Raw genomic sequence first — 13,185 nt, forward strand, 5'->3', positions numbered from 1 at the left:
AGATGCCCGGACCCGGTTATGCCTTTTTCGGCGAGGAGGAGGAGAAGAACATCCTCGAGGCCGTCCGACACTGGCGCGACGCGTCGGGAGCCCTCGGGGCGCCCACCGCGCCGTCCCAGATCGGCCGTTTCGAGGCCGAGGCGGCGGCCCGGTTCGGGGCGCGGCACTGCGTCGCCGTCAACAGCGGCACCTCGGCGCTGCTGACGGCCCTGGCCGCGCTCGGGATCGGCCCGGGGGACGAGGTGATCGTGCCCGGGTACATGTTCGTCGCCTCGCTGTCCACCATCGTCTACAGCGGCGCCACTCCGGTGCTGGCCGAGATCGACGACTCCTTCACGCTAGACGTCGCCGACGTGCGGGGCCGGATCGGCCCGCGAACCCGCGCCATCATGGCCGTGCACATGCTCGGGGCGCCCAGCGCCATGCAGGAGCTGCGGGAACTCGCCGACGAGCACGGCGTGGCGCTCATCGAGGACGTGGCGCAGGCGTGCGGCGCCACGTACCGGGGCCGGCCGCTCGGCACCTGGGGGGACGCCGGAGCGTTCTCGCTCAACCCCTTCAAGGTCATCACGGCGGGCGAGGGGGGCTTCGTGCTGACCGACGACGACCGTACCCACCAGCGGGCTTTCTCCTTCCACGACCACGGTTTCCTGCCAGGCGGGGTCGAGGTGGGCGACGGCGACCTGCTGTTCGGCCTCAACCTGCACATCACCGAGTTCGGCGCGGCGATCGCGCGGGCGCAGCTCGGCAAGATCGACGAGGTCCTGCGGCGTACGCGGGAGGTCAAGCGCGCCTTCGTGGCGCAGATTCCGGACCGGCCGGGGGTGCGCCGCCGTACCCTGAACGACGCGGAGGGCGAGTGCGGGACCCTCGCCGTCTACGTCTTCGACGACGCGTCGGACGCCCGCGCGGTGGCGGCCGAACTCGGCGTCACCGTCCTGGCCGAATCCCCCAAGCACAACTACGCCCGCATCCCCGGGCTGCCCGCGCTGGCGGCGGGCCCGCAATCGCCCGCGCCGTTCCGCGCCTCGCTGCCGGCCTCCGCCGCCGCGTCGTACCGTCCCGGCGCGCTGCCGCGCACCGACGATCTGCTCGGCCGCTCCATCGCCGTGGCCATCGGGCTCTCGGACACCTACCTGGGAGCGGGCTTCGGCGCCACCGTACGCAGCAGCGCCGAGCAGATCGACCAGGCGGCCGCCACCTTCCGCTCCGCCCTGGACCGCGTCCTGCCCTCGCGGTCCTGACCAGCTCCCGCCGCTTCACGACGACGAAACCCAGATCAGGCGCTCACGGAGAAAGAGCTATGCCCAACTTCGTTCTCACAACTCAAGGTTCGCTGTCCTTGGACACTGGCATGGTCGTGCACCCGCGCCATCGCGGTCTGAGCAGCTCGTGGGGCACTGCAGCTGTGCGTCCTTCAGCAGACCCGTGACACGCCGGAGCCTGTCACGTTCCCGGCCCTCATCTCGTCCGTGTAATGGGCAACTGGCCTATCACTCTCACGGACAAGGGGACCATCGTGTTCGCCGCCTACCTCGTGATCACCCTCCTCGCCTCGGCCGTCGTCGGCCTGGCCGCCATCGCCAACCTCATCGGCCATGAATACCCCAAGAAACAGGCGGACCAGCTTCGCGTGCCCCGTTCCTGGACGCTCCCGCTGGGCGTGCTGCTGGCGGCGGGCTCGCTGGGACTGCTGGCGGGGTTCGCCGTTCCGGTGCTGGGCCTGCTCGCCGCCGCCGGCCTCGTGTTGTACTTCCTCGGTGCGTTCTGCGTTCACCTGCGGGCCCGTGACCACCACTTCGGCGCATGGTCCGTGTTCTTCACGCTGGCGGCGGCCGCCCTGGCCGTGAACGTGGCCTACTACTGAGTTCCGGGCCGAACCGGGATGAGGTCGTCCGCGACGCCTCAGCTCGCAACCTTCTGACCTGCAGCGGAGGCTTATCGTTCAGTTCCGGCCGGACAGTCGCAAGACCCCGGCTACGACCTCGCTCCACCCTTTGCTGGGCGGCGCGCGCGTGACGCGATCGCCGAGCTACAGGGAAACGCTGGTGTGCATCAACTACATCCAGCGGGGATGGGCTGACTACTTCAAGCACGCGGTCGCCAGGCACACCTTCTCCCACCTGCAGCCCGCGTTCGCGCCGCGACGGCGTACGGTCGGTGCTGCCGCCCGATCTGGACCGCCACCCCGTCCGGCAAGAGCGCCGTGTGCGTTGAGAGCCCGGCGCTCATGCCCCAGTTGCCGAACTTGAGCATGTTGGCGAGCGTGGCCGCGCCGGCTCCGTCGGGTCCATCCTGGGGTGGTGCGCTACTTCGGCCGGCCCGCCCAGGCGACGGCGGGAGGTTGGATGGACTGATCAACCGGTATCAGCAAGCGGCCTGAGCAGACTCGCGTACATCCAGATCAGCCAGCGGATCACGGTTTTCCGCACCCCACAGGCCAGACGCGCCCTGGCCCCTTATCGGCGCGTGCCTTCCCGCGTTTCCAGGAGCGGCAGGCCCGCCGCGTACCGCCGAAGGAAAACCGCGGTCGGGGTGTCCGCAGTCGCGACGGCGTCCGGGGTGCCCTCCGCGACCACCGCACCCCCCTCCGGACCGGCTCCGGGCCCCAAGTCGATCACCCAGTCCGCGGACGCGGCGACGGGGATGTCATGCTCGGCCACAACGACGGTGTTGCCCGAGTCGAGCAACACATCGAACGCGTCAACCACCCGCTGAACGTCGGACGGGTGCAGGCCCGAGAGGGGTTCGTCGAGAACGACAAGGCCGGCCCTGCGGCTCGCAGCACCTCGCTGGATCGCCGACGCGAGTTTCAGCCGCTGCGCCTCGCCCCCGGACAGCTCTGTGGCGCTCTGGCCGAGTTGGAGATAGCCGAGCCCGACCTGGTCCAAGGCTCTCAGGATCTCCGCGAGCTGCCGGGGCTCGGAGAACTGCTCCACGGCCTCGGCGACGGTCAGCTCCAGCACCTGATCGATGGCCAGCCCCTGATACCTGATGTCCAGGGCCTCCGGCTTGTAGCGCCGCCCCTCGCACGCGTCACAGACCACCCACACATCCGGCAGAAAGTGCATGTTGACCAGCTTGCGACCATATCCCGTACAGGTCTCGCAGCGGCCCCCATTCGCGGTGTTGAAGCTGAACCAGGAGGCATTGACCCCGCGCCCGCGCGCCACACCGGTTTCGGCGTACAGCCTGCGGACGATGTCGAACGCCTTGCTGTAGGTGGCCGGGTTGGATCGCGGCGTCCGCCCGAGCGGTTCCTGATCGACGACGGCGACCCAGCTGAACCGTTCAATGCCGGTCACCTCCCGCGCCATGTCGGTCACCGTTCCGTCCAGGGCGGCCTCCACGCTCGCCGCCAGCGCATCGAGCAGGCTGCTCTTGCCGCTGCCGCTCACCCCGGTCAGGCAAGTGAGCCGGCCGGCGGGGAAACGCACCTGGTCTGCGATCACGTTGCGCGCACGCAGGCCGTGCAGCTCCACCCAGTCGGCGTCAGCCCCGACCGGGCGGCGGATCCGGCGTAGCCGCGGCCCCTCACCGGCCAGGTAGCGCCCGGTCAGTGACTTCGGGTGGGCGGCCGCATCGGCGGGGGGCCCCGACACCAGGACCTCACCGCCGAGGCGACCGGCACCGGGCCCCATATCGATCACCCAGTCGGCCCGGGCGATCAGCTCGGGATCGTGCTCGACGAGGAGCACCGTGTTTCCGGCCGCGCGCAACTCCAGGGCGATGTCGAGCAGGTGCGCCTTGTCCGCGGGATGCAGCCCGGTCCCGGGCTCGTCCAGAACGAAGATGATGCCGCTCAGCTCGGTGCCGAGCTGAGCGGCGAGCCGGGTCCGCTGCAACTCGCCACCGGACAGCGTCGCCGCGCTCCGGGACAGCTGGAGATGGGCCAGGCCGAGCCGGTCCAGGATTCCGAGCCTGCGGCCCAGGTCCTGCAGCAGCGGCTCGCCCACCTCGCGCTGCCGGGAGCCCAGGTTGTCCGCCACCCGTTTCGCCCAGCTGCGCACCTCCCGTACTTCCACCTCGATCAGGTCGGGATAGGTCAGCCCGCCGAGCCGCACGGACCGGGCGACCTGGTCGTACCCGCTGCCGCCGCAGGTGCCGCAGGGCTGCTTGCGCATGTACGGCAGGTAGCGCTGCTTGGCGCTGGGGGTCTGGGCGTTCACGAACACCCGCTCCACCTCGGCGAGCGCTCCCCGCAGCGGCTGGCTCGAGGTGTAGGTCACCAGAGCCGTCTCATTCTTGTTCGTCATGTCGACGGTCGCCTCGATCTTCTCGTCGCCCGTGCCGTACAGCACGCAGTGACGAAACTCCTCAGGCAACGACTGCCACGGCCGGCCGAGGTCCACGCCGCGCTTCTCGGCGAGCGCGGGTACGAACGCGTGCTCCCCCGACCGCCACTTCGCGTACCAAGGCGAAGCGCCTTGGAAGAGCGGAAGCTCCGGATGGGTGATGACCAGGTCCTCCTGCGCCTCCCAGCGCCCGCCCACCCCGTGGCAGTCCCCACAGCTCCCTTCCGGCGTGGCGCGGTCGAAGTGAGCGGTTGTCAGATGTCCATCTCCGCTGCCCGCCGCCGGATCCGCGTCGATCCCCGGAAGGCGCGAGTACAGCAGCCCCAGGTGCCCGTCGATGCCGGTGATCGTCGCGACCGTGGAGCGCGGGTTGCGGTTCAGTCGGCGCTGGTCGACCGCGAGCGTCGCGCCGAGTCCCAGGATGCGGTCGACCTTCGGCCGGTTGCGCTGGGTGATGTATTGCCGGACGAACGGCGAAAGCCCTTCCAGATACCGCAGTTGGGCCTCGTTGTGCAGCGTGTCGATCGCCAGCGAGGTCTTGCCGCTGCCGCTCACCCCGGTGAAGGCGACGAGCAGCCCCTTGGGGATGCTCACGGACACATCCCGCAGATTGTTGGTACGAGCTCCCACCACGTCGATGGTCTCGCGCACCATGCTCGCGACGTCTCCTACGCATGCAGTCAACCTTCGTCCACCTTTCACAACAGCAGAACACACACGGACAGGCCCTCCGCCCATGCCGAACAAACCCAGATGCGGCCACCCACTCGCCATCAATCGGGCCAAGCGGCGCTCATCAGATCTCCCATCACCTGGCGACCCCGAGCCGTCCCGTGCCACTGATCAGCGCCGGGCCGCCGCAGGGAGCTTCGTGACGTCGGCGGCGTAGCCGGTCATCCACTGCGGATGCAGCCGGCGGCAGACCACGTCCCCTGTGCCGCCGGCTCGCCGTGCGTGCAGTGAAGCCATGCTTGCCGCAAAACCCGACACCATATGTCATGTTTTCTACGCCGTCTTGCGGGACATCCAAGTCCTGCCGCAACGGCATCGCCGCTCTTGGCCTGGTCGAGGTGCCCGTACTCGGTCGGCCGGGGCATGCCGAACAGATCGGCGATCTGCTGGACAGTCGTGTCGGGGTGTCGTAGAACTGTTGGGCGGGCGGCCGTCCGCTCACCAGGTCACCGGCAGCGCGTTCAAGCCGTATACGGCGCTGAAGACCCGGAAATCGGCCTGCTCGTCCGGGCCGATCAGGGCGAGGCCGGGGAAGCGGCGCAGCAGGGCGGGGAAGGCGATGCGCATCTCCATCCGCGCCAGCGGCGCCCCGAGGCAGTGGTGCACCCCATGGCCGAAGGCGACGTGACCGGCGGCTCCGCGGGTGATGTCGAGGGTCTCGGGGTCGTCGATCAAGGCAGGGTCACGGTTGGCGGCCGGAATCGAGCAGATCACGAGCGGTCCCGCGGGGATGGCATGCCCGGCGATCTCCACGTCCGTCGTGGTCGTGCGCGGCGAGACGCTGACCAGCGTCGACGAAAGGCGCATCATCGCGGCCGGCGACGCCGCCGCACCGTCGGGCCGGCCGCTGCGGATGAGCTGCCAGGCCGCACAACCGCTCGGGGCGCAGGCCGCCGACACAGTACTGAGCCGCATCGCGGGAACCGAACCGGCCGTGATCAACCAGGCCTTCACGGGGTCGTGCGTCAGCCTCGGCCGGCGTGCCGGCATACGACAGCTCTCCCGCAAGGACGACACCGCGGTGAATCTCTACATCGCCGGGCGCATGGCCGCGGCGATCAAGGAGGCGACCTGCAAACTCGGGGTGTCGAGGATCCGCCGCGAGGCCCGCAAACCGGGTTCGAGCTCCTGGCTCAAGGGCGGCCCGCGTCCCGAGCAGCCGGCCTCTGCTCCGCGAAGCTCCACGTCCCCGTGACCACCGGCGAGCAGGCGGAACGGTTCACGGGGGTTGACGAGCATGCGAACGGAAAGTCGCGTTCAGCACCCTCGGCCCCGGCCGGCCACTCCCTTGCGGAATCCACCGCCACCTGCGGCTTCGAACCGAAGTCGCTCACAACGCAAGGAGAATCTCATGAACATGCCAGACCGAGACGAGGAGGCTGAGATGAAGAATCAAACAACCAAAACGTTCCGGAACGCGACGGTCGAGGCGTCGGCCACCGTCGCACGAAGCGGCTGGAACTGGAGCCGGATCCGCCCCATCGCCTTTTGGGCCACCACGTTTGTCATCGTCTTCGAGTTGACTGCTGGATCGGTGTGGAACCTTCTGCCGATCGAATGGGTGGAAGCCCAGTTGCGCCACCTGGGATACCCGTACTTCTTCGCCTATATCTTGGCCGTGTGGCAGGCCGCTGCAGCCATCGCGATCATCGCGCCCGGGCTCCCACTGATCAAGGAATGGGCCTATGCGGGTGCCTTCTTCCTGTGGTCGAGTGCCGTGGCGTCGCATCTCATAGCCGGCGACGGTCTTCGGACGTGGGGGGTGCCGCTGGTGTTCGGGACGTGCGCCATCGCGTCGTGGGCGCTGAGGCCTGCCGACCGTCCGCTCGCGGGGACGCGGCTCCGTCGGTATCGCCCTGCCGACGCTGGACAGGATGGGGCCGGCCCCTCGGAAACTCGTCCTCGCACTTGGGCCGTTCCGCTCGGGGTCCTCGTTGTTCTGTATGCCGTTTCGTTCCTCACGCTGCCCGCGGCCGAAGCCATGACGTACGGGTGGGCAGTCGAGCTCGGCTGGATCGACGAGTCGCGGCCGATGTCTCACTGACAAGGGTTCCGCGGCACCGCTGTGGGCGTACGAAACAGCATCGCACGCATCGGCGAAAGGCGGCCTCACCCTCAGGAGCGGAAGAGATGATCAGCGGGTGGATCGAGCCGCGGACCTTTGCTGACGGCGCCGAACGGCAGCGCCCCGGGCCAGTTTGAGGATCAACGCTTCGAGCTGCTGCAAGGCACTGACGCCGGCCTCGGCAGCTAGCAGTCGCAGCCGCAATTGCAGCCGTCGCAACCGCAACCGCCGTCCTCGCCCGAGCAGCAGGAACAACAGTTACCGCAGTTGCTGCAGCACTCGTAACCGGAACAGTCGAAGCGCTCGCAGCAGGAGCCCTCGCGGTCCTCGTCCCAGGCGGGCCGGTACAGGCCGCAGGTGCAGCAGGTCAACGCGGCGCACGCCAGGGACAGCAGCCCGCCGGGATCCCGCTTCGGCGGCCGTCGTCCCGGCGGTGCGCCGGGATCGCCGGGCGGGTGGCCCGGTGAATGACCCGGTGAATGGCCCGGCGAATGGCCCGGCGAGTGGCCGGGGCCGTGACCGGGGCCGTGCGTTCCCGCCGCGGCTTGCGATCCGGCGGTGGCGAAGGCCCGGGAGACGGCGTTGCCGGTCTCCCGTACCAGCAGGGCACGGGTCAGGGCGGGGCGAGGCAGGTCGAGCGCGTTCACGGCGGCGCGCAGGTCGGCGTGCGCGGCGTCGCAGTGGCGGCGCGCCTCGTCCAGGCCGGTGCCGGTGGCGGCCAGCGGGTTGTACGCCCCGGACGCCCGGTCGTCGGCCAGGTCCTCCACGGCGTCGATCAGGTGGGCCAGCCTCCCGAACCCGCGACCGGCCGCCTCCAGGGCCTCGCGGTTGTGCGGCTTGCCCGCGAGCACCCCCGTGTGCGCGAACGCCGCCGCCACGGCGTCCTCGGTGGGCCCTGTCAACTCTCGTAATCCGGGCGCCGCGCCGCTGCCCGGGGGCCTCTGGGCGGGGATGCGCTCCAGGAGGGCCTGGCGGGCGGCCGCCGCCGTCAGCGGGGTGGGGTCGAAGCCCAGCGTGCCGGCCGTGGCCGTACCGGCGGAGGACCAGCGGGCCGCCAGGCGGGTGGCGCCGGCGGCCAGCGGGCGTCGGGCGTACATGCCGTCGCCGTCCGCCACGTGGTCGTTCACCTTGCCGGCCGCCAGGAGCAGCGACACCGAGGCCGCCAGCCGTACCCCCTCGGACTCCACCACGTCGGCGCCCTTGAAGCCGCGCAGCGCGCACGGGCCCGCCTTCCGGCGCGACGTGGGCGCGGACGTCTGGGCCTCGGTCAGGACGGACACGAGGAGGCCGTCGTAGTTGGTCACCAGACGGGACAGGTGTCCGTGCTCGTCGCGGAGGGCCAAGCAGAGTCCGCACAAGTGGCCCATCCAGTCCGCATAGAGCCCCTTGCACAGGACGTGCCGACACGGGCGGACAATGCCGAACATACGTCCCCTTATGATCACAGTGGAGAGCCAAACGTAGCAGCAGGCGGCCAGGCAGGCTGATAGAAATGCGGCATGGGCGAATCCGTCGGGTATCCCCCGCAGCCGCACGTGCCGCCGGTCCGGCGGGTCTACAGCCGGACGTACCGCGTGTGGGCCCACGTGCTCCTGTGGACACCGATCGCGATCGCGGTGGCCGGTGTCGTCGGCGGCCTGGGGCTGTTCGCGGTCGCCGACGCCGACCCGACGTCCGGTTCGTCCGCTCTCGGCTATCTCGGCCTCGTCGTGTGGGGCATCCTCGCGGCCGGGTCACCGGTCCTGCTCGGGTCGCTCACCGCCGGACTGATCATGCTGAACCGGGCACGCCGCTGATGCTCCGAGGAGCCTTCGGCTCACCAGCGGCGGTAGACCTCCTCGGCCCAGCCGTAAAGGCCGTCCACGTTCACGATCTCGCCGTCGTCGGCGACGACCGTGCCGCGGTAGTGGCCGAACGCCTGGGCCTCGCGGCTGCGCATGTAGAAGGCGCGGCGCACGTCGGCCTCCCGTACGTGTTCCGGGACGAACTCCAGGTTCACCCGCTCGCCGGTGATCCGCCAGGGGGCGTGCCAGTTCGAGGTGTCGTACCGCCAGACCAGCTCTTCGCTGATCTTGTGGACGCGGCCGTCCAGGATGAGCGCGTTCTCGACGCTGCCGGTGCCGTCGGTCCACTTGCCGCCGACCTGCACGGCCACGTCGCGCCCGCCCGGGCGGCCGGCCCCGGCGCCCCAGTTCCACAGGATGTCGCCGGGCCAGCGGCCCCGGCCGAGGTCGAGGGTGGCCAGCGCGTCGTCCGCGGAGAAGGTTCGCGTGACGCCGTTGACGCGTACGGTCCCCTCGGCGGGCCGCCCGACGTCCTTGACCGTGTACTGGAAGCGGCGCGCCGACCACGGCACCACCAGCGACAGGCTCTCCCGTCCCGGCACCCGGTGGACCAGGATGTCGGCCTCCATCTCGGCCGACTTGAGCCGCAGCCGGGTGCCGCCGGCCGTCTCGTCGGTGCTGATGCGCACCGGGCCCGCGCCGATGCGCACGCTGCCCTCGCCGCTGCGCTCCGAGAAGGAGACGTCCCTGGCGGGCACGAGCAGGCCGCGGCTGGTCACCTGCTCGCCGGTGTGCCGGTCGAGGAAGAAGGCCGACTCGCCCGCCAGGTAGTCGAGGCTGCTCGCGCTGAAGGCGAACACCAGGTCGGCGCTGGTCACGGCCCAGTAGTCCCAGCGCATGGTGCGGCCCCAGCCGCGGATGTTGGCGCGGTGCAGGGGGACCCGGCTCCAGCCGACGGCCTGGGGGTTGAGCCGCCCGTCGGGCCGGCACAGGTCCACCCGGGCGGTGATCTCCCGCTCGTGTACGGCGTTGGCGTGCATCGTGTGCTCCGTCATCGGCCCAGCCCCACGCTGAGATACTTGTACTCCAGGTAGTCGGACACGCCGAGGCTGCCGCCCTCCCGGCCGTACCCACTGTTCTTGATCCCGCCGAACGGCGCCTGCGGCGGTGCCAGCGGCCCGCCGTTCACGGTCACCATGCCGAACTCCAGTTCCTCGGCCACCCGCAGGGTCCGGGTCAGGTCCGACGTCCACACGTACGCGGTCAGCCCGTACGGCGTCGCGTTCGCCGCGGCGACCACCGCGTCCACGTCGTCGAACTCGATCACCGGCGCGACCGGCCCGAACGTCTCCTCCCGGCAGACGAGCATGTCGCCGGTGACCCCGGCGAGCACGGTCGGCGGGTAGAACGTACCGGGCCGCTCCGGCCGGCGGCCGCCGGTCAGGGCCTTGGCGCCGCGGGCCAGCGCGTCCTCGACGTGCCGCTCGACCTTGGCCAGCGCGGCCGCGTCGATCAGCGGCCCCATGTCCTGGCCCAGGGTGATGGCCTCGGCGTGGCCGGTCAGCGCCTCGGTGAAGGCGGCGGCCACGTCGCGGTGGACGTAGATGCGGTTGGGCGAGGTGCACGCCTGCCCGGCGTTGAGGAACTTGCTGCGCGCCACGGCCGCGGCGGCGGCCACGGGGTCGGCGTCGGGGTAGACGAGCACGGGCGCGTGCCCGCCGAGCTCCACGCTCAGCCGCTTGACGTCGTCCGCGCTGCGCCTGATCAGCTCCTTGCCGACCTCGGTCGAGCCGGTGAAGGAGACCTTGCGCACGCGCGGGTCGGCCATCACGGTCTCGGCGAAGCGCGCGGGCTCGGAGGTGGGCACCAGGTTGAACACGCCGGGCGGCAGCCCGGCCGCCGTGAACGCGTCGGCCACCGCGATGGCCGACATCGGGGTCTGCTCGGCGGGCTTGAGCACCACCGTGCAGCCGGCCGCCAGTGACGGGCCCAGTTTGCGGGTGATCATCGAGACCGGGAAGTTCCACGGCGTGATGCCGGCCACCACGCCCACCGGCTCGGGCAGCAGGAAGATCCGGTTGCCCTCGGCCGCGCCGGGGACCGTCTGCCCGTACAGGCGGCGGGTCTCCTCCGCGGCCCAGAGCAGGTGGTCGGCGCCGGAGAGCACCTCGGCGGTGGCCTCGGCCAGGGGCTTGCCCTGCTCGGCGGTCATGACGGCGCCGATTTCGGCGGCCCGGCCGGTCAGCTCGGCCGCGGCGCGGCGCATCAGTTCGGCCCGCTCGTGCGCGGGCATCGCGCGCCAGCCCGGCAGAGCGGCCGCGGCGGCGTCGATCGCGCGGCCGGTCAGCTCGGGGCCGCAGTCGGCCACCTCACCCACGGGCGCGCCCGTCGCGGGGTCGAACACGGTGAACGTGCGCGGCCCTGTGTGCCACTCCCCGCCGATCAATGCCCGGCTTGTCTCAGACATCCCCACTTGTCTCCCGTATTCCGTCGATCAGTGCTTCCATGGCGGCCATCTCGTGCGCGTGCTGCAGCCGGCTGGCCAGCGCGATGTCGCCGGCCACCAGCACGTCCCTGATCGCCACGTGCTCGGCGTGCGACTGCGGCAGCCGCCAGGGCACCAGGCGGAAGCCGCGCTGCGCGGTCTCCGTCCTGGCCCAGAGTCCCTGCAGCATGCGGTGCGTGAGCCTGCTGTGCTCGGTGTCGCAGAGCAGGGAGTGGAAGCGCCGGTTGAGCCGGGCGAACGTGGCCACGTCGCCGTCGCGCACGGCGATCTCGCAGCCGGCCAGCACCTCGTCCACGGCGGTCAGCCGCTCGCCGGTCAGCGCCTCGCCGCCCAGCTCTAACGCCAGCGCCGTCAGCACGGCCCGTACGCTGTAGAGCTCGCGGACGTTCTCCACCGTGAACGCCGCCACCACCGCGCCGACGTGCGGCCGCTCGACCAGCCACTCCTCCGAGCAGAGCTGCTTGATGGCCTCGCGGACCGGTGTCTCGCTGATGCCGACGGCCTCCGCCACGACCCGTGTGATGATCTTCGTTCCGGGCGCGGCCGCACCGGTCATGATGAGGTGCTTGATGTGCTCCGCGGCGAGGTCGGCCTTGGTGCGGAACGGGGAACGCGGTTCGGCCATCATCGGCAACCCTTCAGACCTGCTGTACGGTGAGCGGTTCGATCGCCGCGTAATCCAGCTCGACGCCGAGTCCGGGGCCCTCGGGAACGCGTACCAGACCGGAGGAATCGGGCAGCAGCGGCTCGGTCAGCATCGCATGGAAAACCTCGGGAACGATCACCGGCGGATCGTAGGGGTATTCCAGCCAGTCGCAGTTCGGCAGCGACGCGCAGAGCTGCAGGTTGCCCGCGACGCCGAGCCCGGTGGCCCAGGCGTGCGGGATCACCCGGCGCTGCCGGGCCGCCGCCATCGCGGCGAAGTCGCGCAGCGCGCCGATCTCCTCGCTCTCGTTGGCGTCGGGCTGGAAGATGTCGAAGCAACCGTCCTCCAGCATCCGGACGAGCTGCCCGATGCCCCGGTTGTGCTCGCAGCCCGCGATCGGGATGGGCGAGGCGGCGGTCAGCTCGCACAGCGCCCGGTAGTCGTGGCGCGGCAGCGGCTCCTCCAGCCAGGCCACGCCGAGCCCGCTCAGCTCCTTGGCCGTGGCCAGCGCCCGGTCGTAGTCCCAGATGAGGCGGCTGCCGTCCGGCGCGTACCGCCAGCGGGAGGCGGCCTGGTTGGCGTCCACCATGAGGGCCACGTCCGGGCCGACCGCCTCGCGCACGGCCGCGACCTGCGCGACGTCCTCGGCGATGGTGGCCGCGTGGACGCGCAGCTTGATGCCCTGGAAGCCGGCCTCGACCGCCCGCAGGGCGTCCTCGGCCCGCTGCTGCGGCCCGCGTACCTCGCCGAAGCTGGCGTAGGCGCGGATCGTCCCGGCGTGGCCGCCCCACAGTTTGTACAGGGGCTGGCCGCACGCCTTGCCGACCGCGTCCCACACGGCCACGCCGACGACCCAGGGCCGGGGGAAGACGTACTCGGCCACGTAGCGCAGCCGGTTCGCCACGTGCGTGGTCGCGAACAGGTCCAGGCCGACGAGCTGTGGCCGGATCCAGCCGCGGATCGCCTCCAGCAGCATGGGGCCGGTGCCGTGGCCCATGTCGCCGCCGGACACCCCGACGATCCCCTCGTCCGTCTCGACCTCGACGATGATCGCCGACATCGCCCGGTGCGCGCCCTCAGGCGCCCACGACGGGGCGAACGGCCGTGGGTAGGCCAGCTCGATGACGCGCCCGCGCACGTCTGTGATCCTCATCTGT

General features: G+C 70.9%; 14 protein-coding genes. 6 read left to right on the forward strand and 8 right to left on the reverse strand.

What is annotated here, in order from left to right:
- Positions 1-2 precede the first annotated feature (2 nt).
- The 3 genes from SMD20_RS16310 to SMD20_RS48350 all read left to right on the forward strand — a co-directional run bounded on the left by SMD20_RS16310 (position 3) and on the right by SMD20_RS48350 (position 2,252).
- The gene (locus SMD20_RS16310; RefSeq protein ID WP_329581392.1) at positions 3-1,244 is read left to right on the forward strand and encodes a DegT/DnrJ/EryC1/StrS family aminotransferase; all 1,242 of its coding nucleotides are present in this window, start codon (positions 3-5) and stop codon (positions 1,242-1,244) included.
- Positions 1,245-1,477: 233 nt separating this feature from the next.
- Positions 1,478-1,867, forward strand: coding sequence for a DoxX family protein (locus tag SMD20_RS16315; protein ID WP_329581394.1), 390 nt, complete (start codon positions 1,478-1,480; stop codon positions 1,865-1,867).
- Between the two features lie 148 nt (positions 1,868-2,015).
- Positions 2,016-2,252, forward strand: coding sequence for a group II intron maturase-specific domain-containing protein (locus tag SMD20_RS48350; protein WP_442942597.1), 237 nt, complete (start codon positions 2,016-2,018; stop codon positions 2,250-2,252).
- A 207-nt stretch (positions 2,253-2,459) separates the two neighbouring features.
- On the opposite strand, the gene SMD20_RS16320 is transcribed toward SMD20_RS48350, so the two are convergent.
- The 3 genes from SMD20_RS16320 to SMD20_RS16330 form a co-directional block, all read right to left on the reverse strand.
- Positions 2,460-4,949, reverse strand: a complete 2,490-nt coding sequence (locus SMD20_RS16320; protein ID WP_329581396.1) for an excinuclease ABC subunit UvrA — start codon at positions 4,947-4,949, stop codon at positions 2,460-2,462.
- A 189-nt stretch (positions 4,950-5,138) separates the two neighbouring features.
- On the reverse strand, positions 5,139-5,264 hold the full coding sequence (locus SMD20_RS16325) for a hypothetical protein (RefSeq protein WP_329581398.1): 126 nt from the start codon (positions 5,262-5,264) through the stop codon (positions 5,139-5,141).
- A gap of 201 nt (positions 5,265-5,465) precedes the next feature.
- Entirely contained in the window at positions 5,466-5,780 is a 315-nt protein-coding gene (locus tag SMD20_RS16330) for a cytochrome P450 (protein WP_329581400.1), read from the reverse strand.
- 13 nt (positions 5,781-5,793) lie between these two features.
- Here SMD20_RS16330 and SMD20_RS16335 point away from each other — a divergent pair, with 13 nt between their 5' ends.
- A complete protein-coding gene (locus tag SMD20_RS16335; protein WP_329581403.1) occupies positions 5,794-6,222 on the forward strand; it encodes a hypothetical protein in 429 nt (142 codons plus the stop codon).
- 156 nt (positions 6,223-6,378) lie between these two features.
- Positions 6,379-7,071 (forward strand): DoxX family protein, encoded by a 693-nt coding sequence (locus SMD20_RS16340; RefSeq protein WP_329581406.1) that lies wholly within the window; start codon positions 6,379-6,381, stop codon positions 7,069-7,071.
- A gap of 206 nt (positions 7,072-7,277) precedes the next feature.
- Here SMD20_RS16340 and SMD20_RS16345 read toward each other — a convergent pair whose 3' ends face one another.
- The gene (locus SMD20_RS16345) at positions 7,278-8,519 is read right to left on the reverse strand and encodes a DUF5685 family protein (RefSeq protein WP_329581408.1); all 1,242 of its coding nucleotides are present in this window, start codon (positions 8,517-8,519) and stop codon (positions 7,278-7,280) included.
- Between the two features lie 72 nt (positions 8,520-8,591).
- Between SMD20_RS16345 and SMD20_RS16350 the strand changes: the two genes are divergently transcribed.
- A complete protein-coding gene (locus SMD20_RS16350; RefSeq protein ID WP_329581411.1) occupies positions 8,592-8,888 on the forward strand; it encodes a hypothetical protein in 297 nt (98 codons plus the stop codon).
- 20 nt (positions 8,889-8,908) lie between these two features.
- Here SMD20_RS16350 and SMD20_RS16355 read toward each other — a convergent pair whose 3' ends face one another.
- Genes SMD20_RS16355 through SMD20_RS16370 form a run of 4 tightly spaced genes read right to left on the reverse strand, consistent with a single transcriptional unit; the run spans position 8,909 to position 13,181 of the window.
- Positions 8,909-9,931, reverse strand: a complete 1,023-nt coding sequence (locus SMD20_RS16355; RefSeq protein WP_329581413.1) for a DUF2804 domain-containing protein — start codon at positions 9,929-9,931, stop codon at positions 8,909-8,911.
- Positions 9,928-11,343, reverse strand: a complete 1,416-nt coding sequence (locus SMD20_RS16360; RefSeq protein ID WP_329581416.1) for an NAD-dependent succinate-semialdehyde dehydrogenase — start codon at positions 11,341-11,343, stop codon at positions 9,928-9,930. The genes SMD20_RS16355 and SMD20_RS16360 overlap by 4 nt, the downstream gene beginning before the upstream one ends.
- Positions 11,336-12,010, reverse strand: a complete 675-nt coding sequence (locus tag SMD20_RS16365) for a GntR family transcriptional regulator (protein WP_329581419.1) — start codon at positions 12,008-12,010, stop codon at positions 11,336-11,338. The genes SMD20_RS16360 and SMD20_RS16365 overlap by 8 nt, the downstream gene beginning before the upstream one ends.
- Before the next feature lie 10 nt (positions 12,011-12,020).
- Positions 12,021-13,181 (reverse strand): mandelate racemase/muconate lactonizing enzyme family protein, encoded by a 1,161-nt coding sequence (locus SMD20_RS16370; RefSeq protein ID WP_329581422.1) that lies wholly within the window; start codon positions 13,179-13,181, stop codon positions 12,021-12,023.
- Positions 13,182-13,185 lie beyond the last annotated feature (4 nt).

Origin of the sequence: Nonomuraea sp. LP-02, from assembly GCF_036289125.1 — a bacterium.
Taxonomy (GTDB): domain Bacteria; phylum Actinomycetota; class Actinomycetes; order Streptosporangiales; family Streptosporangiaceae; genus Nonomuraea; species Nonomuraea bangladeshensis.

What these genes read in the sequence shown, in the direction of transcription:
- SMD20_RS16365 (WP_329581419.1), bottom strand. Translation starts at nt 12,010, where the DNA reads ATGATGGCCGAACCGCGTTCCCCGTTCCGCACCAAGGCCGACCTCGCC.
- SMD20_RS16310 (WP_329581392.1), top strand. Translation starts at nt 3, where the DNA reads ATGCCCGGACCCGGTTATGCCTTTTTCGGCGAGGAGGAGGAGAAGAAC.
- SMD20_RS16370 (WP_329581422.1), bottom strand. Translation starts at nt 13,181, where the DNA reads ATGAGGATCACAGACGTGCGCGGGCGCGTCATCGAGCTGGCCTACCCA.
- SMD20_RS16350 (WP_329581411.1), top strand. Translation starts at nt 8,592, where the DNA reads ATGGGCGAATCCGTCGGGTATCCCCCGCAGCCGCACGTGCCGCCGGTC.
- SMD20_RS16315 (WP_329581394.1), top strand. Translation starts at nt 1,478, where the DNA reads ATGGGCAACTGGCCTATCACTCTCACGGACAAGGGGACCATCGTGTTC.
- SMD20_RS16355 (WP_329581413.1), bottom strand. Translation starts at nt 9,931, where the DNA reads ATGACGGAGCACACGATGCACGCCAACGCCGTACACGAGCGGGAGATC.
- SMD20_RS16345 (WP_329581408.1), bottom strand. Translation starts at nt 8,519, where the DNA reads ATGTTCGGCATTGTCCGCCCGTGTCGGCACGTCCTGTGCAAGGGGCTC.
- SMD20_RS16320 (WP_329581396.1), bottom strand. Translation starts at nt 4,949, where the DNA reads ATGGTGCGCGAGACCATCGACGTGGTGGGAGCTCGTACCAACAATCTG.
- SMD20_RS16340 (WP_329581406.1), top strand. Translation starts at nt 6,379, where the DNA reads ATGAACATGCCAGACCGAGACGAGGAGGCTGAGATGAAGAATCAAACA.
- SMD20_RS16360 (WP_329581416.1), bottom strand. Translation starts at nt 11,343, where the DNA reads ATGTCTGAGACAAGCCGGGCATTGATCGGCGGGGAGTGGCACACAGGG.
- SMD20_RS16325 (WP_329581398.1), bottom strand. Translation starts at nt 5,264, where the DNA reads ATGGCTTCACTGCACGCACGGCGAGCCGGCGGCACAGGGGACGTGGTC.